Annotated in this window: 21 protein-coding genes and 2 pseudogenes; 12 read left to right on the top strand and 11 right to left on the bottom strand. The window is 41.4% G+C overall.

The annotated features are described in order from the left end of the window. Positions 1–88: 88 nt before the first annotated feature. The 8 genes from ACX27_RS34545 to ACX27_RS28730 form a co-directional block, all read right to left on the bottom strand. A complete protein-coding gene (locus tag ACX27_RS34545; RefSeq protein ID WP_235526417.1) occupies positions 89–457 on the bottom strand; it encodes a hypothetical protein in 369 nt (122 codons plus the stop codon). Beyond that, the gene (locus ACX27_RS34540) at positions 405–728 is read right to left on the bottom strand and encodes a hypothetical protein (protein ID WP_235526416.1); all 324 of its coding nucleotides are present in this window, start codon (positions 726–728) and stop codon (positions 405–407) included. The genes ACX27_RS34545 and ACX27_RS34540 overlap by 53 nt, the downstream gene beginning before the upstream one ends. A 741-nt stretch (positions 729–1,469) precedes the next feature. Next, positions 1,470–4,517 (bottom strand): tetratricopeptide repeat protein, encoded by a 3,048-nt coding sequence (locus ACX27_RS28755; protein ID WP_062297547.1) that lies wholly within the window; start codon positions 4,515–4,517, stop codon positions 1,470–1,472. 207 nt (positions 4,518–4,724) lie between these two features. Next, entirely contained in the window at positions 4,725–5,081 is a 357-nt protein-coding gene (locus ACX27_RS28750; protein WP_235526415.1) for a DUF4351 domain-containing protein, read from the bottom strand. 179 nt (positions 5,082–5,260) lie between these two features. Beyond that, entirely contained in the window at positions 5,261–5,488 is a 228-nt protein-coding gene (locus ACX27_RS28745; protein ID WP_062297544.1) for a hypothetical protein, read from the bottom strand. A 138-nt stretch (positions 5,489–5,626) separates the two neighbouring features. Further along, entirely contained in the window at positions 5,627–7,030 is a 1,404-nt protein-coding gene (locus tag ACX27_RS28740; protein WP_062297542.1) for an NAD(P)(+) transhydrogenase (Re/Si-specific) subunit beta, read from the bottom strand. After that, positions 7,027–7,320, bottom strand: coding sequence for an NAD(P) transhydrogenase subunit alpha part 2 (locus tag ACX27_RS28735; protein WP_062297541.1), 294 nt, complete (start codon positions 7,318–7,320; stop codon positions 7,027–7,029). Before ACX27_RS28735 ends, ACX27_RS28740 begins: the two co-directional genes overlap by 4 nt. Positions 7,321–7,554: 234 nt before the next feature. Then, on the bottom strand, positions 7,555–8,730 hold the full coding sequence (locus tag ACX27_RS28730) for a Re/Si-specific NAD(P)(+) transhydrogenase subunit alpha (RefSeq protein WP_062297539.1): 1,176 nt from the start codon (positions 8,728–8,730) through the stop codon (positions 7,555–7,557). 700 nt (positions 8,731–9,430) lie between these two features. On the opposite strand from ACX27_RS28730, the gene ACX27_RS28725 reads away from it, so the two are divergent. From ACX27_RS28725 to ACX27_RS28685, 10 genes and pseudogenes are all read left to right on the top strand, one after another. Beyond that, positions 9,431–9,985: a DUF2808 domain-containing protein gene (locus ACX27_RS28725; RefSeq protein ID WP_062297537.1), complete on the top strand. Its 555-nt coding sequence runs from the start codon at positions 9,431–9,433 to the stop codon at positions 9,983–9,985. Positions 9,986–10,180: 195 nt separating this feature from the next. After that, positions 10,181–10,315, top strand: coding sequence for a 50S ribosomal protein L34 (rpmH, locus tag ACX27_RS31365; RefSeq protein ID WP_083468864.1), 135 nt, complete (start codon positions 10,181–10,183; stop codon positions 10,313–10,315). Between the two features lie 25 nt (positions 10,316–10,340). Then, positions 10,341–10,764 (top strand): annotated as a pseudogene (gene rnpA, locus ACX27_RS28720) (ribonuclease P protein component). Further along, a complete protein-coding gene (locus tag ACX27_RS28715) occupies positions 10,751–11,137 on the top strand; it encodes a PH domain-containing protein (RefSeq protein ID WP_062297535.1) in 387 nt (128 codons plus the stop codon). Before rnpA ends, ACX27_RS28715 begins: the two are co-directional and overlap by 14 nt. Positions 11,138–11,399: 262 nt before the next feature. Then, positions 11,400–12,545: a membrane protein insertase YidC gene (gene yidC, locus ACX27_RS28710; protein ID WP_062297534.1), complete on the top strand. Its 1,146-nt coding sequence runs from the start codon at positions 11,400–11,402 to the stop codon at positions 12,543–12,545. Between the two features lie 3 nt (positions 12,546–12,548). Continuing rightward, positions 12,549–13,067 (top strand): Jag family protein, encoded by a 519-nt coding sequence (locus ACX27_RS28705; RefSeq protein ID WP_062297532.1) that lies wholly within the window; start codon positions 12,549–12,551, stop codon positions 13,065–13,067. A gap of 112 nt (positions 13,068–13,179) precedes the next feature. Then, positions 13,180–13,686 (top strand): YceD family protein, encoded by a 507-nt coding sequence (locus ACX27_RS28700; protein ID WP_062297530.1) that lies wholly within the window; start codon positions 13,180–13,182, stop codon positions 13,684–13,686. A 3-nt stretch (positions 13,687–13,689) separates the two neighbouring features. Next, positions 13,690–13,932: pseudogene (locus ACX27_RS28695) on the top strand (Uma2 family endonuclease); the annotation flags it as partial. 1,025 nt (positions 13,933–14,957) lie between these two features. Further along, positions 14,958–15,302: a DUF1815 family protein gene (locus ACX27_RS28690; protein WP_062297529.1), complete on the top strand. Its 345-nt coding sequence runs from the start codon at positions 14,958–14,960 to the stop codon at positions 15,300–15,302. Between the two features lie 483 nt (positions 15,303–15,785). After that, positions 15,786–16,283 (top strand): acyl-CoA thioesterase, encoded by a 498-nt coding sequence (locus ACX27_RS28685; RefSeq protein ID WP_062297527.1) that lies wholly within the window; start codon positions 15,786–15,788, stop codon positions 16,281–16,283. A 124-nt stretch (positions 16,284–16,407) separates the two neighbouring features. Here ACX27_RS28685 and ACX27_RS28680 read toward each other — a convergent pair whose 3' ends face one another. The 3 genes from ACX27_RS28680 to ACX27_RS35040 all read right to left on the bottom strand — a co-directional run bounded on the left by ACX27_RS28680 (position 16,408) and on the right by ACX27_RS35040 (position 18,153). Continuing rightward, positions 16,408–16,605 (bottom strand): hypothetical protein, encoded by a 198-nt coding sequence (locus ACX27_RS28680; protein WP_062297526.1) that lies wholly within the window; start codon positions 16,603–16,605, stop codon positions 16,408–16,410. A 214-nt stretch (positions 16,606–16,819) separates the two neighbouring features. After that, entirely contained in the window at positions 16,820–18,016 is a 1,197-nt protein-coding gene (gene dxr, locus ACX27_RS28675) for a 1-deoxy-D-xylulose-5-phosphate reductoisomerase (RefSeq protein WP_062297524.1), read from the bottom strand. Between the two features lie 14 nt (positions 18,017–18,030). Then, the gene (locus ACX27_RS35040; RefSeq protein WP_256364367.1) at positions 18,031–18,153 is read right to left on the bottom strand and encodes a hypothetical protein; all 123 of its coding nucleotides are present in this window, start codon (positions 18,151–18,153) and stop codon (positions 18,031–18,033) included. Positions 18,154–18,178: 25 nt separating this feature from the next. Here ACX27_RS35040 and ACX27_RS28670 point away from each other — a divergent pair, with 25 nt between their 5' ends. Both ACX27_RS28670 and ACX27_RS28665 read left to right on the top strand, forming a co-directional pair. Next, positions 18,179–18,928, top strand: coding sequence for a class I SAM-dependent methyltransferase (locus tag ACX27_RS28670; protein WP_062297523.1), 750 nt, complete (start codon positions 18,179–18,181; stop codon positions 18,926–18,928). Between the two features lie 18 nt (positions 18,929–18,946). After that, positions 18,947–20,338, top strand: coding sequence for a DUF2079 domain-containing protein (locus tag ACX27_RS28665; protein WP_062297521.1), 1,392 nt, complete (start codon positions 18,947–18,949; stop codon positions 20,336–20,338). Positions 20,339–20,346: the final 8 nt, after the last annotated feature.

Here is a 20,346-nt window from a genome sequence, read left to right as displayed (position 1 = left end):
TAATTAATTAAATCACAGACTTTTTTAACAGCAGGGGAAAATGGATTCACCTTTCCCCTGCTGTTTCTTATTCCATACCCATTTTTTTCTATTTCAGGAACATGAACGAGTTCACCAATTGTTGATATGCTTGGCGGTAAAGAGCATCATTATTGCTGTTACCAGTTTTGGATAATGACACAACAATAATTCGAGAATCTTTTGGACTGATAAAAGCAACGTTTTCGTTTTCGTATAAACCACTAGATTGAAATTTTACACCTGTTTGTCCGGCAATTTTCGCAGATTTAAAGTCGCGGGTGACGGAAAATTGGTTACTCTGTTTTACCCACTGCTGCAAAGAGAATTTGCGGGGATTGTTGTATACAGTAACTTGCACATTGGCTGGATATTCTGTACCACCTTCATAAGCTCCAGCGCGAATTTTTTTGGGCGTGTTGTTTAGTCCAGATATCAATAGCCGCGAGAGGCACATCAACATTATTTCTAGGAGTTGATATTTTGTTATCTATGACAAAATCTTTGGTGGAGTAACTAAACCGAAAACGAAAGCGATCGCTGCGGTAAGTTCCTGGTGTTTGTGCTAATGTAGCTACTGGTTTTGCGATCGCTTGATTAGTTACAGAAGAATTAACTGGAAATTGGCAAGCAACTGTTCCTGAGATGACTAAACTCATTAAAATTGGTGACAGAATCCATTGCGGAATTTGCTTGTTGTGAATTTGCATAATTCATTCCTGGGAATTTTCTTTTTTAAACTATTCAGAGATAATAGCTTCAAGTTTTCCACAACAATTTCCGCAATTTCCATCCCACAAGAACGTTAATTATAAAACTAGCAAAACTAAAATTGTATTCACAGTGATATTGTTTAATACCTCATTTACGAGTGTTTAAGACTCATCCGCGAGTATTTAAGACTCTCTCACGAGTATTCAAGACTCGTCTGCGAGTATCAAAGACTCTCTCACGAGTATTTAAGACTCTCTCATGAGTGTTTAAGACTCGTCGGCGAGTATCAAAGACTCTCCCGCGAGTATTCCAGACTCGTCGGCGAGTATCAAAGATTCATCAGCGAGTATTTAAGACTCTCGCGCGAGTATCAAAGACTCGTTCACTAGTAAAAAATTCTCGTGCGCGAGTATCAAAGACTCGTTTACGAGTAAACAAGGTTTAACCATAACTAAATTTTCTTTGAAAACGGGTATAACAGCTTTGTTTTTGTTGTTCGCAACTTGAATGCTGAGTAACTACGCAAAATTAATTACAGTCATTACGACGTAAGAAAGCAATCTTAGTTTGCTTATAAATAATAGTAGGTTGGCTGGAGCGATCGCAAAACCAACAAAGCCTAATAAATGTTTGGTTTCGTTACTCAGCCCAACCTACGCAGAATTAGGTGTTTAGCTGTTAATAAATTAAGCTGTGGGCAGTAGGGTAAAAGCTCACAAGTTGGTGTTTGTATCAGCTTATGATTCTGCCATTTTATTATGGAGGCGCTGAAGGTTTTCTTGCACTATTTTGGTATGTGGGTGTTCAGCCCCCAGTACTTTTATCATGATTTGCAGGGCTTGGTTATAAAGAAATTCAGCTTCATCGTACCTTTCTTGTGATTCGTACAACCCTGCCAAGTTGTTGAGACTGTTGGCAGTATCGGGGTGTTTGTCTCCCAGCACTTTCATCTTGATTTGCAGGGCTTGCTTTAACAGAGGTTCGGCTTCATCGTACATTCTTTGGGATTTGTACAAGCCTGCCAAGTTGTTGAGGCTGGTGGCAGTATCGGGGTGTTCGCCTCCCAGTACTTTTATCATGATTTGCAGGGCTTGGTTATACAGAGGTTCGGCTTCATCGTACCTTCCTTTATATGTGAACAACAATGCCAAGTTGTTGAAAGTTAAGGCAGTATCGGGGTGTTCGGCTCCCAGCACTTTCATCTTGATTTGCAGAGCTTGGTTATACAGAGGTTCGGCTTCATCGTACCGCCCTTGAGAATAGTACAAAAATGCCAAGTTGTTGAGACTGTTGGCAGTATCAGGGTGTTTGTCTCCTAGCACTTTCATCTTGATTTGTAGGGCTTGCTTGAAAAGAGGTTCGGCTTCATCGTACCTTCCTTGAGATTTATACAATACTGCCAAGCTGTTGAGACTGTTGGCAGTATCGGGGTGTTCGGCTCCTAGCACTTTCATTCTGATTTGCAGGGCTTGCTGTAACAGAGGTTCGGCTTTGCCGTACTCACCTTTTTCGTGAAGCGTGTAGCTAATGTTGTTTAATCGTCGGGCTGTTTCAGCAGTTTCTTCAAAATTAGCCAGTTGTAAATGAGTGCTATACCGTTCCGCGAATTCATCCGCAGCTTTATAGTCGCCCATTTTGCGGCAAAGGCTAACCAGAGCTTGCAGCAGTTGCAAAGTTTTGGGATGGCTAAAACCAAGGCTGAGTTCTGCAATATCAAGAGCTAACTGATACTGTGTTAAAGCTTGGCGATATTTATGTTGTCCCATTCTTTGGTAAATATCTCCTAGCATCGCCTGACACGATATGGCTAGGGGATGCTCGTCACTTGCAGCAGCGATGACAATTGCTAACGCCTCTTGACACAACTTTTCTGCTGCATCCAAATTATTGTTGTAATCGTTTAACCAAGCAGCCGTGTACTTGAGTTGAGCTAGTTGCAGGGGTTGGGTATCTGGATGAGACTGGAGAATTTGCAAACCGCGTTCACTCAAGTTCACAGCCTCACGATAATTTCCCTGACTGGCGGCGATTTCAGCTTGACAATTTAATACCTCAGCCACGGCGGGAGAGTTTGCATCCAGTTGAGCGATGCGGAGATTTAACGCTTTTTGGCAAGCTTTGTTAGCATCAAAAATCCGCTCTAGTTTTAAGTAAACACCTGCTAATTCCAACTCAACAGTCGCCGCCTCAAGGCTGTCATCTAATTGTAGAGCTTGCCATTGATTCCGCGCTGTTTCTAAAGCAGTCAAGGCGGAGTCGTATTCACCCGCAACGATGAGAGCTTTACCCAAGTAAGTCGAAGCTAAAGCTGTGGAAATATCGATATTTTGTCTACTTGTCAGGAAAAATTGCAGCACGGGGATCACAGCTTGATGTCTCCCCTGTTGCTGTTGCACCCGTACTTGCTCTAAAAACCAAGTGATTGCTTTTTCTGGTTGCTGGCTGTGCAAACCATGAGTCAGTGCGGCTGTGAGTGCGGTGATTTGTAAGTCTGGTTGTTGGTACTCTGCTTGATAATGCTCAAACAACCAGCTATTTACTAATTTGCCTAAATCTTCTGACTGGTTTTCCTGTAGATGTTGCTGCATTAAGGGATGCAAACGCCATACCCCAGAAGTTACTTCTTCAACGTAGGGTGATGCGGTGACTTGTGAAAGGCGATGCTGCCAGCTATCAAGTTGAAACTGTACCATTAACTTGGTAAACAAAGCTGCATCCCAAGTCCGACAGTGAGATAAAACTTGCCACATCCGCCGTTCATCCATTTCCCACGCTGCATCCTGCTGGCGTAAAACTTCAGTCAAATTCTGGGCAAAGTCTTGCGGTTGTGGTGGGCGCTTTTGACTAATCTTTTGCCAAGTCTCGATGCCTAACTGCAAATAAAAGGGAATACCACCAGCAGCTTGGATGATAATTTGGCGAATTTCTTCATCATTAACGCCAGATTGCTGTAGTAAAACTTGAGATTCTGCCGCAGTTAATGGGAGGATAGGAATATTATGAGTGTTTTCCGTGAAATTAAGCGCACGCTTGGAAAAAATTACCCACAACACATGAGGATTCGACTGCGCGATTAACTCATCTAGCCACTTACATCGTCCCGAATCATCAGCCAAATCTTGATAAGTATCTATCAAAATCACCGCTTTTTGTTTGGCTTTCTGAATATCAGGATGTTTGAGATATTCTCCTAAATCTGCCAATAAAAATAACGGCAATTGCTGTAATATCTCACGGCTTCTCACATAATTTGTCAACTGTTCCAACCGTTCTCGACACTTGCTGCGCTTATACCATTCCCACATTTCGGGATTAGATAGCGTCATGCACAGCCAAGCTAATTTCGTCAAAGGTTGAATAATCGGGATGGGCTGTTTTTCCAGTTCCGAGAGGATAGAGTTAATCAACTCTGCCAAATTACCCCCGATTTCTGTAACATTCATCCGGCGAGAAAATTCAGCCGCATTTTGTGGCGGGTTATGATCAACACGGTTCAAATAATGCAAATAAGCCAAGTCAAAACAAGTGAAGTTAGCCTTGGCTTGGTTAAAATCCTGCCGCAATCTTAATACCGCTTTTGCTAAAGAATCTACAATAGACTGCCCAATTTCCACCCCATCTAACAAAGCACATAAATGCTGAGACTTTAGCGATTTAAATATCGAATCACATAATTCTTTCTTACCAATCCCGTCTTGCCCATAGAACACTAGTACATTCTGTGGTTTGCTGCCCAGGGAAGCAACTACTCTTTCTACCTCTGACTGATACTTTTGCCAGTGCATTTGTAGCCCCGATAACACAAAAATAATCTTTTACTGCTAGTATGACTGCCTACTAACAAAAAAAAGCCTGCTTCACAGTGTCATACACTTCCAAGCAAGCTCATTCCTGAATTTTTGATACTTTTTTTATCATAGATGTAAAGCAACTTGCCCCAGGCTACCACAGAGGAAGGAAGAAGAGAGCGATCGCCTGCTAAAATAAACATCTTATTGCTGTTGCAACCAAGCTACTAAATCAGCTTCATCAGAGAAATCCAGTAAAGCTTCTGCTAAATCCTCTAACTGAGTTACAGATAATCTCCGCAGTTGTTCTTGTAATTCAGGAGTCATTACACCAATGCGTCTTGTTAATTGACGCTGAATTACTTTCAATTCTCCTTGTTGCAGCCCTTGTTGTATTCCTTCCTCCATCCAACTAGTGACTATTTGCATAACTACCTCTTGTTGAGTTGGTTCAAATTGGGCAATTTCCGCCTGGAATATTTCGTTTTCCTGAGTATTTAGCCGTAAATAACTGTCAATAAACCCAGAAATTAACTGCATCCGTGCTGGATCTAAATGCAACGTAGCTAATAGGCGCGATCACTTTTTTTTAACGAACCACAAAGAGCGCAAAGGGCGCGAAGTAAGAGGAACAATCGAGTGTAGGTAGTTGTGATTTTAAGAAAGCGATCACTTTTGTTTTTTGATATCAACTAGTTGTAAGGCTCTCCTGAAGATAAATGAATCAGAAGCTTTCACTGTTATTGGTTAAAAGTATTTCTCACTCTATGAGTAGCAATTTGCAGTGCATTGTAATAAAGTAGTCGTGCATTATTATATTCGCGTAAAACCCTTTGATACTCTTGGTCTAACTCTTTACTTCTTGTTAGAGTTTCCATATCTAGTTCTGTCGGTGTAGACCAAAACTTTGTACCCAATAGAGAAGTTCGTAAATTTGTGCCAAATAGCGAAGATTTTTGTTGGTTCATTTTAAACCTCTTTGTATAGTATATCTGTATTATAAGATAGCATTTGACTAAAAAACTTGCCTCAGAAGCATCACACCTCCAAGGCAAGCCAACTCTTTAAATTCTTTACTCCGCGCTCTCTGCGTCTTGGCGGTTCGTTTAAAGTTGCTTCACTTCCGAAACTAACTTCGCCACCATATCTTTCGCGCTACCAAATAACATTGTGGTTTTATCTTTGTAGAACAACTCATTATCTACACCAGCAAAACCAGCACTCATCCCGCGCTTAATCACAATAGTATGTTTTGCCCGATCTACTTCTAAAATTGGCATACCGTAAATTGGACTAGCGGTATCACTACGCGCGGCTGGGTTGACTACATCATTCGCCCCAATGACTAACGCCACATCGGCTTGTTCAAATTGGGGATTGATATCTTCCATATCGTACAACTGGGTGTAAGGCACATTCGCCTCTGCCAATAACACGTTCATGTGTCCTGGCATTCTCCCAGCTACAGGGTGAATGGCATACTTTACATCAACACCCATACGTTCTAGTTGATCTGCCAATTCTCTGACGCTGTGTTGTGCTTGGGCAACTGCCATACCGTAACCAGGAACAATTACCACGTTCCGGGCATAACCCAACATCATTGCGCCTTCTTCGGGATCAATACTGCGGACGGTTTGATCTGTTGCACCAGCCGCCGCCGCACCAGCAGCACCGCCACCGGAACCAAAAGCACTGAACAGCACGCTGAACAGAGAACGGTTCATGGCTTTACACATAATCTCGGTGAGGATGATACCAGAAGCACCCACCAAGGCACCAGCGATGATTAACATATTGTTCATCACCACAAACCCCGCCGCCGATGCAGCGATCCCCGATAAGGAGTTTAACAGGGAAATCACCACGGGCATATCGCCACCACCAATGGGGATGACGAACATCACACCTAATATTAAGGAAACAGTTGTAACTGCTAAGAATACGGGTAGGCTATCTGGTGTGACGATTAAATAGGCGCTACCTGCTATATAAGCACCAAGCAACAACAAGTTAAATGGTTGCTGGAAGGGAAAGGTAATGGGGGAACCGCTAATTAAACCTTGTAATTTAGCGAAGGCGAGAAAACTGCCTGTGAAGGTGACACCACCAATTAACACATCCAACAACATGGAAATGTTGACATCTAAAGGGATGGGTTGGGAGTGTTCTAGTAAACGCCAAAATTCGGCGACAGCGACTAGGGCGGAAGCTGCACCGCCTAAGCCGTTGAGTAAACCCACCATTTGGGGCATTTCGGTCATTTGGACTTTGTAGGCTGCGATCGCACCAATACCAGAACCGATCGCCAAGCCTAACAAAATCATTTCATAATTCAGTACGTGCTGATCCAGCATTGTTGCCACAATTGCCAGCAGCATCCCCACCGCCGCAATAACATTTCCATTCCGGGCAGTAGCAGGAGAACCCAGCTTTTTCAAACCAAAGATGAATAAGGATGCAGCGACTAAGTACGTCAGCTGAATTCCAGTCGGTAAAAAGTCACTCACGCCTTAATCTCCTTTTTCTTGAACATTTGCAGCATTCTGTCGGTGACGAGAAAACCACCCACAACGTTGACTGTGGCGAGTACCACTGCAACCAAACCGAGAATTACCGAAACACTTGTCTCTTTGGCACCAGACGCTACTATCGCCCCTAATACCGCAATGCCAGAAATCGCATTGGAACCAGACATTAAAGGCGTGTGTAGGGTTGGCGGAACTTTGTTAATGACTTCAAAGCCAATAAATGATGCCAACACAAAGACAAACAATGCCGCAAGTAACGCATCTGTCATGTTTAAAACTCCTTATATGAGGGGTTAGGGGGTAGAGGTTAGGGACTGTTTTCAAGCTATTTTTTTAGATCCCCCTAAATCCCCCTTAAAAAGGGGGACTTTGAGAAACTCTTAGCCCCCCTTTTTAAGGGGGGTTGGGGGGATCGCAGAGTTTAAAAACACGCTCTAGAGGCTAGATGTCGATGAGAAAAACTAGTTTCCATTCCCTACTCCCCACTCCCTAATCCCCATTCCCTAATTAACAGCAGGTTGTTGAGTATTGATAGTTTGCAGCCCATCCTTGACACGTTGATTGCGGATTTCGCCTGCGTGGGTAATGCAAGCCGCATCAATGATGTCGTCGGCAAAGTTAATCTGCAAAGCTTTTTCTTTGTTAATTAATAGTTGCAACAAAGATGTGAGGTTCTTGGAATACAATTGGCTGGCGTGAACTGGCATAGATGAGGGGAGATTAATCGGCCCAATAATGGTTACGCCATTCCAGACAATATCTTTACCGGGATCGGTGCAGGCGCAGTTACCACCTTGTTCTGCGGCTAAATCGACGATGACGGAACCTGGTTTCATTTGTGCCACCATTTCTTCTGTAACGAGTAGTGGCGCTTTTCTCCCAGGGACTTGGGCGGTAGTAATTACTACATCAGCATTTTTGATATGTTCAGTTAAAACTTCTTGAGTCCGTTGTTTGCTGGCTTCGGAGATTTCTTTGGCGTAACCACCTGCGGCTGTGGTTTCTTCGTCGAGTTTGACTTCCACAAATTTTGCGCCTAAGCTTTGGACTTCTTCTTTCACCGCGGGACGAATATCAAATGCTTCCACAACTGCACCCAAACGTCTGGCGGTGGCGATCGCTTGTAGTCCAGCTACACCTGCACCCATAATAAATACTTTAGCTGGGGCAATTGTCCCTGCTGCTGTTGTCAGCATCGGGAAATATTTTGGTAAGGCGGCGGCGGCGATTAATACAGATTTGTAACCAGCTAAGGAAGCTTGGGAAGACAAAGCATCCATACTTTGCGCCCTGGTCGTTCTGGGGATCAATTCCATACTCAAGGCTGTAACTTTCCGGTTAGCTAACTGTTGGGCAACTACCGGATTTCCTAAAGGATTGAGAAAGCTAATTAAAACTGATCCTTCTCGCAATAAATCAATTTCTGAGCGGCCATCTTCTCGCTCTTGGGGTGGACTAACTTTTAATAAAACATCTGCTTGGTTCCACAATTGAGCAGTATCACTAATAATTTCTGCACCTGCGGCTTGATATGCAGCATCACTAAAAAATGAACGCTCCCCTGCACCTTTTTCTATCCATACTTCTAAACCTTGTTTGACAAGTCGCGCCACAGTTTCAGGATTTAATGCCACACGACGTTCGCAAACTTCTATTTCTTTAGCAACGGCTATTCTCATGAAATCTCCTAGAGATAAATACTTACATCTCTGCAAAACCTGCAACTCTCCCAATTTCGGGATGTCTTTTACTCATAGTGAAGCTGCAATTATTGCCAGCGATCGCTTGAATTTGTAGATTGAACCTTGAACTTTATCTTTCCTACTATTAGTTCTCAGGCTAAAGCCGGATTTTGCTTTTATACAGGTCAAACTTGCTGATATTGACCTATATGTTTACATATTGCTAATGCTATGTTGATTCCCCAGTTTACATCTTTAGTCTTTAGGTTATTTTCCAGATTGCAAAATTTTGCCTTAATTACATAGTGGAATCTACTTGAAATTTTTAAAGCTTAATAATTTGATGTATTTTTAAAGATTACTCTTCGATTGCTGACAACTTATTTTTATTAATCTAGCCCAATCTTCATGGCGATCGCTAATTTTATAGCTCAATTTTTATAACAAACTCCGCAAAAGTTATATACACTTGTACATATTTAGCAACATCTACACATTTTTCTAGTTCTGAGTAATGAGTTGAAAGTGCTGAGTAACAATACTAATCACTAGGCTCTAGTCTCTCTGACGCTGAAAATATGGCACTTTTTATGTTCGGTAATCGTCCATTGTCAAGAATTCGGTAGTAAAGTTTAGTTACGAATACTCAACGAGAGTATTTACATAAACAGGTTATATCTGCTAGAGGAGCCTAAATATGCAACGTTCACTTTTCAGTCATCGGTTGATACGCAAGCCACAAGTCGCAATTCTTTCTGCTTTAGCTGTAACTAGCTGCCTTTTAACAGGATTGACTACTCAAGTCTCTGCACAAAGCTTACCTGGATTCACATTATTTAGCGGTGTCAAAGCCGAAAATCAGCTACCTTTCCGCTTGGATTTTGGCGGACAAACTAACAGTACAGATAGGTACATCCTCAAAATTCCTCAACAAAAAATGAAATTGGCAGTGGCGCAATTTGCCATTACCTACCCCAACTACTACAAAGGCAGTTTTGATCCCAAGAAAGTAGAAGTCAGAGTTAGAGGGAAAAAAGTACCAATTTCGGAAGTGAAATGGGATAAAGAAGGCCGCATCATCGAAATCTTTCCCGAAGAACCAGTCCCCGCAGGCCGCCCTGTGGACGTAGTTTTATCTAATGTCCAGAATCCTTCATTTGGTGGGGTTTACTATTTCAACTGTCAAATTCTTTCCCCAGGCGATACCCCACTATTACGCTACATAGGAACTTGGATTTTGAGTATCACCTAGGTCTCAAGTTAATTCCCAACTTTACAAGGTAACAGGGAAGCCACTCACGAGAAGCGAGGCTTTAGACCAATATACGGTTCCCTATTCCCTGTTCCCTCCCGGAAGGGGCAAGATAGACTTTTGACTCTTGACTAAAAGCAGTGGTAAGATTATAGATTGTGACTTTTTATAAGAATCGCCTTAGAGGACAGCAGTATGAAAAGAACCCTGCGTGGTACTTGCCGTAAGAGAAAAAGAACCTCCGGTTTTCGTGCCAGAATGAGAACACCAGACGGCAGAAACGTCATCAGAGCTAGGAGAAAAAGAGGACGTTATCGTCTGAGCGTTTAGAGCATTTTCAGCAACTAGAGGGGCTGTGGCTTTGCCCAAGGCGAATCGACTAAAATCTCGCAAAGATTTTCAGGCAGTTTTCCGAGAAGGAATTCGGCGACAAAGCTCTCATTTCACCTTGAGAGCTTTAAAACCAAAAGCTACTCCAGAATCTGCTGGGGATGCTGCCGCTACAACTAAACTAGCAACTGATACCAAAAAAAGTTGATAGTACAAAAATTGGGATATCGATCAGCACGAAAGTCAGTAAAAAGGCTGTCGTGCGTAACCGCATTAAACGACAAATGGCAGCAGCCTTGCATCAGTTGTTGCCAAAATTATCTCCAGGATGGCGGTTGGTATTTGTGGTAAAACCAACAACAGCAGAATCTAAGTGCGGAAGCCAACAATTTCTGCAAGAATTAGAGCAGTTGTTGGCACAAGCTGAGGTATTAAATGGGCATTCGTGAAGAAATTTATTATGAAGGCGGGCCTCACATTGGGGACTTAATTCTCAACTTGCTGATTGGACTGACTGTTGTAGGTATTCCCTTAACAGTTGGAGCGATTGTCAGAGCATTGTGGCTGCGCTATCGCATCACAGACAGGCGGATTTCGGTGACTGGCGGTTGGATGGGACGCGATCGCACTGACATTATTTACTCAGAAATTGTCAAAATCGTCAAAGTTCCCCGTGGTGTTGGCATTTGGGGAGATATGGTAGTCACCCTCAGAAATGGCAGTCGCTTAGAAATGCGGGCAGTTCCCAATTTCCGTGAAGTCTATGACTACATCAACGAAAAAATCGCTGCCAAAAATCCCACTTACAGCGCGGCTCAATAAGAGATAGGGAGTAGGGGAGCCAGCACCGTGCGGAGGTTTCCTCCGTTGAAGCGACTGGCGTAGTAGGGAGTAGGGAGTTCTGTATAAAATAAAAAAATTCAAAACTTCCCACATATTAAAAACTGCATACCACTCCCGACTCCCCACTCCCAAATTTTGCCCTGGTGCGGCTATCCGTAGCGAGAGATAGTCGCAGCCGAATCACGATTTAGATAAATTAGATTCAGTTAAATTTACAGTACCTCAGGTTGAATTCAGAATAATGGACTTTGGTATCGGCTTCCTCTCAAACAACGTCATGTTGCCAATCATAGACTTTTTCTATAGCATTTTGCCGAGCTATGGATTGGCGATCGTGGCCTTGACATTGATAGTCCGCTTTGCGCTTTATCCCCTGAGTGCTGGTTCAATCCGCAATATGCGGCGGATGCGAATTGTGCAGCCTCTCATGCAAAAGCGGATGCAAGAAATCAAAGAACGCTATAAAGATGATCCGCAAAAGCAACAAGAAGAAATGATGAACGTCCAAAAGGAGTTCGGCAACCCCTTAGCAGGATGTTTACCATTACTGTTGCAAATGCCTGTATTGTTAGCTTTGTTTGCCACTTTACGGGGATCACCATTTGCAGGCGTAAATTACTCCGTCAACCTGCAAATCTTGCCATCTGAACAAATCGAACGAATTCAACCACAAGCCTTTGCTACTTCCCCACAAAACATCTACGTTGCTGATGGGGAACACCATAAAGTAACTGCTATTCTGCCTGGCGGTAGCAAACTAGCCGTAGGAGAAAAAACCAAAATCCAATATCAGACTTTAGAAGGTAAGCCTTTTGATGTTTTATTGGCAGAACATCCAGAAACCAAACTTACACCCGAATGGAAAATCACCAAAGGCGAAGAAAGAATCAAAATCGATGCAGAAGGTAATATTGAAGCCTTACAACCTGGAGATGTGACACTGCAAGGCACAATTCCTGGACTAGCAGCCGATAAAGGATTTTTATTCATTGATGCCTTGGGTAGAGTTGGCGCAATTGATCCCGACGGTACCATCCACTGGGATATTGTGGCGATGGTCATTTTCTTTGGGATTAGTCTCTACGTCAGCCAAATCCTTTCCGGGCAGAATTCCAGTGGTGGCAACCCCCAACAAGATACAGTTAACAAAATCACTCCAGTCATCTTTTCTGGGATGTTTTTGTTCTTCCCCTTACCTGCTGGGGTGCTGATGTATATGGTAATTGGTAATATTTTCCAAACTCTGCAAACTTACATTCTCTCTCGTGAACCCTTACCAGAGGAACTGCAAAAAATTGTAGCCATCCAAGAGAAAGAAGCAGCAGTAGCAGAACAAAAAGCATTACCTTTTGAACCAAAAAGTTCTAAGAAGAAGCCTACAGGTTGATAGATGACTAACAGTTCCATGCAGCGAGGTCAGCAGTGGTTAAAATCACTGCTGGAACTCACTGGGGTCTCTGCGGAGATTCGAGGCAATATAGAATTAGCCCAGCCTCACGATGATGATGATGCCCCAGAACCAGATAATTACTGGTTGACAATTGACGAAACTAACTTAACCCCAACGCAAATCAAAGTTCTGATTGGTGCTGATGGTTCCGTTTTGGACGCAGTTCAGTATTTAGCTAATTCCGTCCTGAACTTGAACCAAACACCAGAAGAACAAGCATCCTATACCATTGAGTTGAATGGTTATCGGGTGAAAAGACAAGCGGAAATTCGCGCTTTAGCTGAAGCCGCAGCTGATGAAGTGCGGAATTTTGGGCGAGAAGTGGAAATTAAATCTCTCAGTTCAGCTGAACGGCGGCAAATCCACACTTTTTTGAAGGAATTTTCTGATTTAGAAACCTTCAGCCGTGGCAAAGAGCCACATCGGAATTTGGTTGTGCGTCCGGCTATGGAGTTATGAAAGCTCACCCAGCCAACAGTTGTGACTGTACAAAGAGCTAAAATAAAGATGTAGTATCAGCAAAATTGCTGATTTGGATCATAAATTTTAGTGAGGATATCTCACAAATCCTATGGACGCAATTTTTATTCCGCAGCTCACTAAAGCACCGGAGCGGACAGAGGAAATTCAGGTTCAAGAGTTTCTGCCTGGACTAGAAACATTAACACCAATTCGAGGTCGTATTCGTGTACAGCATCACGGCAATTACCTAGAAGTGTCTGGTCAGGCAGAAACAATTATTACCTGTACTTGTAACCGATGTTTGCAGCAGTATAATCACCGTTTAGCGGTGAAGACGAAAGAAATTATTTGGTTGGATGAGGCAGCTAATCAACCACAAGACTTGCCTCTAGAAAGAGAAGTAGCTATGGAAGACTTGGTAGAAACCTTGTCGCCCAATGGATATTTTTTTCCTAGTGAATGGCTATATGAGCAGATGTGCTTAGAAATGCCTCAGCGGCAGTTGTGTGATTTGAATTGTCCAGGTATTTTAGCCAGTGTGGATGAGAAGCCAGAAAGGCCTGTTGATAGCCGTTGGGCTGGCTTAGAAGCTTTGAAAAAGCAACTTCCTGGATAGTGAATTGATATGGAACCGACTGGCCCACACGAAACGGTGAGTGGCAAACTTGCAACCCAAATTGGCAGTTACTTAGTTACAGAAAAACTGCCTTGGCTTATTCCTCGCCCTTGTCTAATTTACCCTTTTGCTGAGGCTGTTACAGTTCGTCATCCTGATGTTGTGGTGCTGGATGAAACGGTTCTTAAGCGTGAACCTTTGTGGGAGCGAGAATCAGTAATTACATTGGGGCAATCAATTAAATTAGGGTGATCGCACTTCAACATAAAATTTTGCTCAAGTTGTACATGTGTTTGTTGCATTAATCTCTAACTATCGTTAGAGTGACAAACCCTAACTCTAAAATATGATGAATTAACAGAAATTTCTGGAAAAATCAGCACTCCTTATTCGGGGAGTATAAGTATACTTAATCATTTATTGCATCTTATCCCGCTTGAGGTTGTGGATTGGGAATTGCAATCTCAATCTTGCCAAACCTGTTGTCTATTCTCTGCCATCAAAGTTATGTAGCGGTATTCAGATGTGTTAGGACAATTGGAAAGCTTGAATGCCAGGAAAATAAGACATTTTCCCCTGCCTCCTGCCTCCTGCTATAACTGGCGAATTGGCAACATACCTATTCTCAGTTTAGTTATTCTCTGGTTTGTATCTAGAGATAGTTGGGTAAAAAAATTATCTTAGTGACTCAGAACACTTTTTGTATCAAAATTTTCTGTCAAGCTATTCATATTCCTGTTACTCAGCATCTCACCTCTGCAAGTTTTTCTACCAAACTCCATATATTTATTTAGGAGGTCTCAAAATTTATTACCTAACCCTTGAGTCATACCAAACTGAGAGTTAAAGATACTCTCAGTTGACAAGCCAAACAAAGGCGTAAAGAACGTTAAAGGAGACTCAAGCTTCTGCTCTTCATGGGTTAGGCTACACATAGCTAGTAAACGCGATATCCGTAGCTTTTCTGTGGTTGACTAGTACCAAATTTAGGTTACTCTTAAAGCGGATCGCTGTAAGCTAACATCTTCGATGACAGAAGTATATGAAGAAACAATAATTTTTTAAAGTTCTGTCTGAAAGATTAAACTTGCAAACTGAATAGTTTGATACGGCAAACTGAACAGTTATCTCATACCCTAAGCTATGTAGTTAATTAACTACTGCAAATATAACCGGGAATTGTAATGGATAGTTTACAATACCAGTGGGTAAGAAAATCTAAAAAAAAATATAAAAGTGATTAAAATGACTGTGGTGTCTGGAGGACAAACGTGTTTCTGAGATTAGCACATCAACATCGTCAATTCGTTCAAGACTTGGTAATGAACCTACAAGCCTTGGCAATTGTACTAGAACGACGTGGTTATCCTGCGTCTTGTTATACCTGTGGCGACCAGATGAATAGTGCTTCGTTTATGGTGAGCCTGGGAAATAACCATCTGATTCGATTTTTGGTATCGGATTATGGGATTACTTGGACAGAAATGCGGGATGACCGTGAATTAATGAAATTAGAAGGAGCAGAAGCAATTAACCAGTTACAGGAACTGGCCAATCTTGTAAAGCAATCTGTACCAGCTTATGCAAGTGGTAAGACCTTAGCCAAGAAGAGTTAAGGATTTCTGGATCTGATGGGTTATTTTCAAACAAACTCTGAGAATAAATTGCTCATTAACAATGGCTCACTGGTAATTGGTAATTGGTAATTGTGGCAGGGTTTTTCATCCCCCATTACCTATTCACCATTACCTTCAATAGATTGGTGAATGGCTAGGTTGTGAAACGTTTTGTTTCTGTGAACTGAATATAGAAACAAGTTTTTAGATTTTGTGCATCTGCGATATTGATTGAAAAAGATTGGGAATTGACCAAGCAAGAAATATTGGTGATGTCATTGTTCTGTGTGACATTTAAAAACATTTAATTGTTGGTTGCTACATCTGTGATATTAGGATCAGGCAACGGAGAGATATTGTGGCTGACTGTGATTTAAATTATGACATGCGATCGCAGGATGATTTTGGCAGTTCTGTGGCATATATGTCTCATTTTTGTGATATTCCAGAGGTGGAAAACCATAGTTAGTCACAAACTGGAAAATGTCTGAATCACAACCAAACCCAGCACTACCACCAACCGATGCTATTGAAGTTACCGAGAGTCGTGCGTTTGAGAGTTGGTTTGAATATCCGATTAGAGTACAACCCCATCATACTGACTATGCAGGTATTGTCTGGCATGGTACTTATTTAACTTGGATGGAAGAAGCACGGGTAGAGTGTTTGCGCTCTATCGGGATTGAATTTGCTGATTTAGTAGCACTAGGCTGTGATTTACCAGTGGTAGAAATTTCAATACGCTATCACCGTTCTATTCAATTGGGTATGCAGGCTATTGTCAAAACTCGGATGACGGAAGTCACTGGTGTGCGGATTAACTGGGATTATGCAATTGTCTCTGTTGATGGACAGCAATTGTATGTCACCGCGAAAGTCACTTTAGTCGCACTGGATAGAGAAAGAGGTAAGATTATGCGCCAGCTACCTGCAAATGTTAAGGATGCGCTGGCCAAGATTGCGGGATTACATGGTAATTAATTAAGTACTTCGGGATCAGAATTCAGGAGTCGGATATAGCAGGTGACAGGGGACAGAGTTCAAGTATTTTGCTACGGATGTCCTAACCAACTTGGCTAATGCTATGGTTGCGCCTGAATTCTGATTATTTATTAAGGCGAATTTGCGAGAGAGTTTGAGTAAACTGAATGATCTGATGCCAAATATCCATCGGTGTAATGCCAAAACCTACCTGTAATAAAATAATAATTGCCGCAATAGTCAGGGCATTACTCACAGTTGTTTTGACAACTTTCCATAATATTGTAAATACAATCCAAGCAATAATTAAAGTTGGAATCATGGTAATTCTTAAAGAAGAATTCAAAATAAATTATGTGAGAAAATAAATAAAAAACTATTGTTTGGTAATGATAGCGGAAATTACCGAAGAAATTTCTGCTTATGCCTATTCTTTAGAAAAAATTTATAAAAAACAAGATACCAGACTTTTTTGATAAGTCTGGTATCTGAGTTGTAGAATTGTTACAAATCAAAGGATTGTTATATCTGAGTTTTTAGTGCAGAGAAATCATCTGCGGGGAAGTTGCTAAATTTTTAGTTGCGGTTAAAACTTCTTGTCTTGCCCATTGATCTGCTGCCAAAATGTCATCTAAAGAGGGATTTGCACAGTTATCATTTTGATGGCGATCGCATACCCATTCAATACACCGGGGAATATCTAAAAAGCGAATTTTCTCGGCTAAAAATAAAGCTACAGCTTGCTCATTAGCAGCATTTAATACGGCTGGCATTGAACCACCTGCTTTACCGGCGGCATAAGCTAACTGCATACAAGGATATTTTTGATGATCTGGCTCACGGAAGGTAAAACTGCCAGCTTTGACTAAATCGAGTCTTTCCCAATCAGTGTAAATGCGATCGGGCCAAGATAAAGCATATAACAAGGGTAAACGCATATCTGGCCAGCCAAGTTGAGCTAATACAGAGGTGTCTTGTAACTCAATTAACGAGTGAATAATGCTTTGAGGATGGATGACGATTTCGATATGGTCGTAATCTAAGCCAAACAAAAAGTGAGCTTCAATTACTTCCAACCCTTTATTCATCAAAGTCGCTGAGTCTACTGTAATTTTTCTGCCCATCGACCAGTTAGGATGTTTGAGAGCATCGGCAACGGTAACTTCTGGCAACTTTTCTACAGGCCAATCACGGAAAGCACCACCGGAGGCTGTCAGCAAAATCTTTCGTAAGCCGCCTTGGGGAACGCCTTGCAAGCATTGGAAGATGGCTGAGTGTTCAGAATCCGCGGGTAATAATTTTACCCCATGTTTTTCCACTAAGGGTAGAACTACAGGCCCACCAGCAATTAAGGTTTCTTTGTTGGCGAGGGCAATATCTTTACCTGCTTCAATGGCGGCGATGGTGGGTAATAAACCAGCACAACCAACAATCCCGGTAACAACCGTCTCAGCATCACCATAGCGAGCAACTTCAATAACTCCGGCTGTACCAGCCACTAAAATAGGCTGGGGATTAATGTCTTGGATGGCTGCTTGCAGTGCGGGTAATTTATCTTCAGATGCGATCGCTGCTATACTCGGTCGAAACTGGCGAATTTGATCCGCCAACATCTCGACGTTATTACCTGCTGCTAATCCAACAATCCGAAACTTATCTGGGTACTGAGCGACAATATCTAAAGTCTGAGTACCGATGGAGCCAGTGGAACCAAGAAGAGTAATAGCTTTCACAATTGCTTAAGAATTTACAGATAACTCCCACTATAAATTGCTTGGGACTCATCCATAACAGCGATCGCCACAATCATGAAAAATGCTGAGTTATGAAACTGCATTTGCAGTGCGAAAAAGTGTGAAAATATTGGCATTATTACTCAGACACCAAATTTTGGTATGGATAAAAATTTTTATCTCAAGTATGCGGCTGTTGAGGATCAACATTGGTGGTTTGTCGGTCGTCGCCAAATTGTAGAAAAATTGATTCGTCAACTCAAACTGCCGAAAAATGCCAAAATTCTAGAGGCTGGCTGTGGTACTGGAGGCAACTTAAGTATGTTGGCTCGTTACGGTGAAGTTGTAGCTATGGAGTTTGATGAAACAGCTTGTCAGTTAGCGAATGAAAGGCAAGTCACTACAGTCCAACAAGGTAGCCTACCTGATCAAATTCCCTTTAACGACCAGTATGACTTGATTGTTATCTTAGATGTTTTAGAGCATATTGATGATGATTTAGCCGCTTTAGAAGCATTGTCTAGCAGATTAAAACCGAATAGTTGGTTATTAATTACAGTGCCGGCTTATCAATTTTTATGGAGTTACCATGATGAAATTAACTACCATAAACGTCGCTATACATTGAAAAGATTAAAAAGAGTTGTGAGACTAGCTGGTTATAATATCGGCTATGGCAGCTATTTTAATACTTGGTTATTTCCCTTGGTAGCTGGAGTACGTTTATTAAAAAATCTCCTGAAACTTGATAAAAAATCGGATGCTAGTGGCGATTTAAATTTACCCGCGAAACCCATCAATAAATTTTTAACTTTTTTATTTGCTAGTGAAAGTTATTTTATGAATCGATTCAGTTTACCTTTTGGTGTATCCGTTGCGTTAATGGTACAAAAAAATCAGTCAAAATTATAAAATTAGCCAAATATTTTTATGCGATCGCCTGCAATTAATTCTGTATTTTGGATGATGGGTGTAAGTGCATTAATTTTATTTGCATCCAGTATTTTACGTCATGAATTGTTTCAATCGACTGCTTTTGATTTAGGGATTTTTGACCAAGCAGCATATTTAATTAGTCAAGAAAAACCACCAATTTCAACATTCATGGGTTATCACATTCTTGGTGATCATGCAGCTTGGATATGGTATCCTTTGGCTTTACTTTATAAAATTTATCCTAGTGTATACTGGCTCTTTGCAGTACAGGCAATTGCTTTAGCATCAGGCGCTTTACCTACTTGGCAATTAGCACGTCAAGCTGGATTAAAAGAAGGCCAATCAGTAGCAATGGCGGCTGTTTATTTGTTATATCCTTTAATATTTAATGTCAATTTATTTGATTTCCATCCAGAAGTAATTGCTTTACCTTTATTCTTAGCGGCAGTTTTAGCAGCACGGCGTAATCAAATAAGATGGTTTTGCTTATATGTATTCCTCATACTAGGGTGTAAAGCTGTGCTTTCATTCACAGTTGCAGCGATGGGGTTTTGGTTATTGGTGTTTGAAAAGCGGCGTTTATATGGTGCGATCGCGCTAGGTGCTGGTATAGCTTGGTTTTTGATAGCATCTAGAATAATCATTCCTACTTTTAGTGGTGCAGAGCCAGCAGCAGTCGGGCGTTATAGTTATTTAGGTAACTCAGTTCCAGAAATTGCTAAAAATATAATTTTGCAACCAGGAACAATTTTAGGAAAAGTATTTATCTTAAGCAACTTAGAATATTTATTACTGCTATTAGCACCCGTAATTTGGGGTTTTTCACTTGCAGGGATAAAACCTTTGGTAGCTGCTATCCCTTGTATAGCACTTAATATAATTGCTGATTATCAACCACAAAAAGATTTAATCCACCAGTATTCTCTCCCAGCTTTGCCGTTTATCTTGTTAGTTTTAATTTCAAGCTTGGCAGCAGGAAAAGGATTAATCCAAGACAGACGCAAAATTATTATCTGGTCACTGGTAGGATTTTTATGTCTAGCAAAATATACTCATTTTTTTGGGAGATATCTTGAGTCTCTTGATACATGGCAAGCTACAAGAGAGGCGATCGCTCTCGTGAAAACTCAAGGTAGTGTTTTAACAACAGCTGAAATTTCTCCTCATTTAAGTCATCGCCCCAGCATTAATTTAATTCAAGATAATTTGCCTTTAACACAAGTAAATATATTTGATTATATTTTACTTAATACACGCCATCATGACTTATCTGGCAATCAAGAGTTAAATTTTAAATTATTAGATAAACTCAAAAATGACAGTAATTTTAAATTAAAATACCAGCGTGATGATGTTTATTTATTTAATAAAATTACTAAAAATTAATTTATAGT

The organism is Nostoc piscinale CENA21, from assembly GCF_001298445.1.
Lineage (GTDB): Bacteria > Cyanobacteriota > Cyanobacteriia > Cyanobacteriales > Nostocaceae > Nostoc_B > Nostoc_B piscinale_A.
Note: the sequence above shows the minus strand (reverse complement) of the source record. Positions and strands in the feature narration are given on the sequence as shown.

Coding starts and splice junctions, on each gene's coding strand:
- ACX27_RS28670 (WP_062297523.1), top strand. CDS start 18,179: ATGGATAAAAATTTTTATCTCAAGTATGCGGCTGTTGAGGATCAACAT.
- ACX27_RS28665 (WP_062297521.1), top strand. CDS start 18,947: ATGCGATCGCCTGCAATTAATTCTGTATTTTGGATGATGGGTGTAAGT.
- yidC (WP_062297534.1), top strand. CDS start 11,400: ATGGACTTTGGTATCGGCTTCCTCTCAAACAACGTCATGTTGCCAATC.
- ACX27_RS28725 (WP_062297537.1), top strand. CDS start 9,431: ATGCAACGTTCACTTTTCAGTCATCGGTTGATACGCAAGCCACAAGTC.
- ACX27_RS28745 (WP_062297544.1), bottom strand. CDS start 5,488: ATGAACCAACAAAAATCTTCGCTATTTGGCACAAATTTACGAACTTCT.
- ACX27_RS28730 (WP_062297539.1), bottom strand. CDS start 8,730: ATGAGAATAGCCGTTGCTAAAGAAATAGAAGTTTGCGAACGTCGTGTG.
- ACX27_RS34540 (WP_235526416.1), bottom strand. CDS start 728: ATGCAAATTCACAACAAGCAAATTCCGCAATGGATTCTGTCACCAATT.
- ACX27_RS28715 (WP_062297535.1), top strand. CDS start 10,751: ATGGGCATTCGTGAAGAAATTTATTATGAAGGCGGGCCTCACATTGGG.
- rpmH (WP_083468864.1), top strand. CDS start 10,181: ATGAAAAGAACCCTGCGTGGTACTTGCCGTAAGAGAAAAAGAACCTCC.
- ACX27_RS28700 (WP_062297530.1), top strand. CDS start 13,180: ATGGACGCAATTTTTATTCCGCAGCTCACTAAAGCACCGGAGCGGACA.
- ACX27_RS28755 (WP_062297547.1), bottom strand. CDS start 4,517: ATGCACTGGCAAAAGTATCAGTCAGAGGTAGAAAGAGTAGTTGCTTCC.
- ACX27_RS28735 (WP_062297541.1), bottom strand. CDS start 7,320: ATGACAGATGCGTTACTTGCGGCATTGTTTGTCTTTGTGTTGGCATCA.
- ACX27_RS28685 (WP_062297527.1), top strand. CDS start 15,786: ATGTCTGAATCACAACCAAACCCAGCACTACCACCAACCGATGCTATT.
- ACX27_RS28705 (WP_062297532.1), top strand. CDS start 12,549: ATGACTAACAGTTCCATGCAGCGAGGTCAGCAGTGGTTAAAATCACTG.
- ACX27_RS28680 (WP_062297526.1), bottom strand. CDS start 16,605: ATGATTCCAACTTTAATTATTGCTTGGATTGTATTTACAATATTATGG.
- ACX27_RS35040 (WP_256364367.1), bottom strand. CDS start 18,153: ATGCCAATATTTTCACACTTTTTCGCACTGCAAATGCAGTTTCATAAC.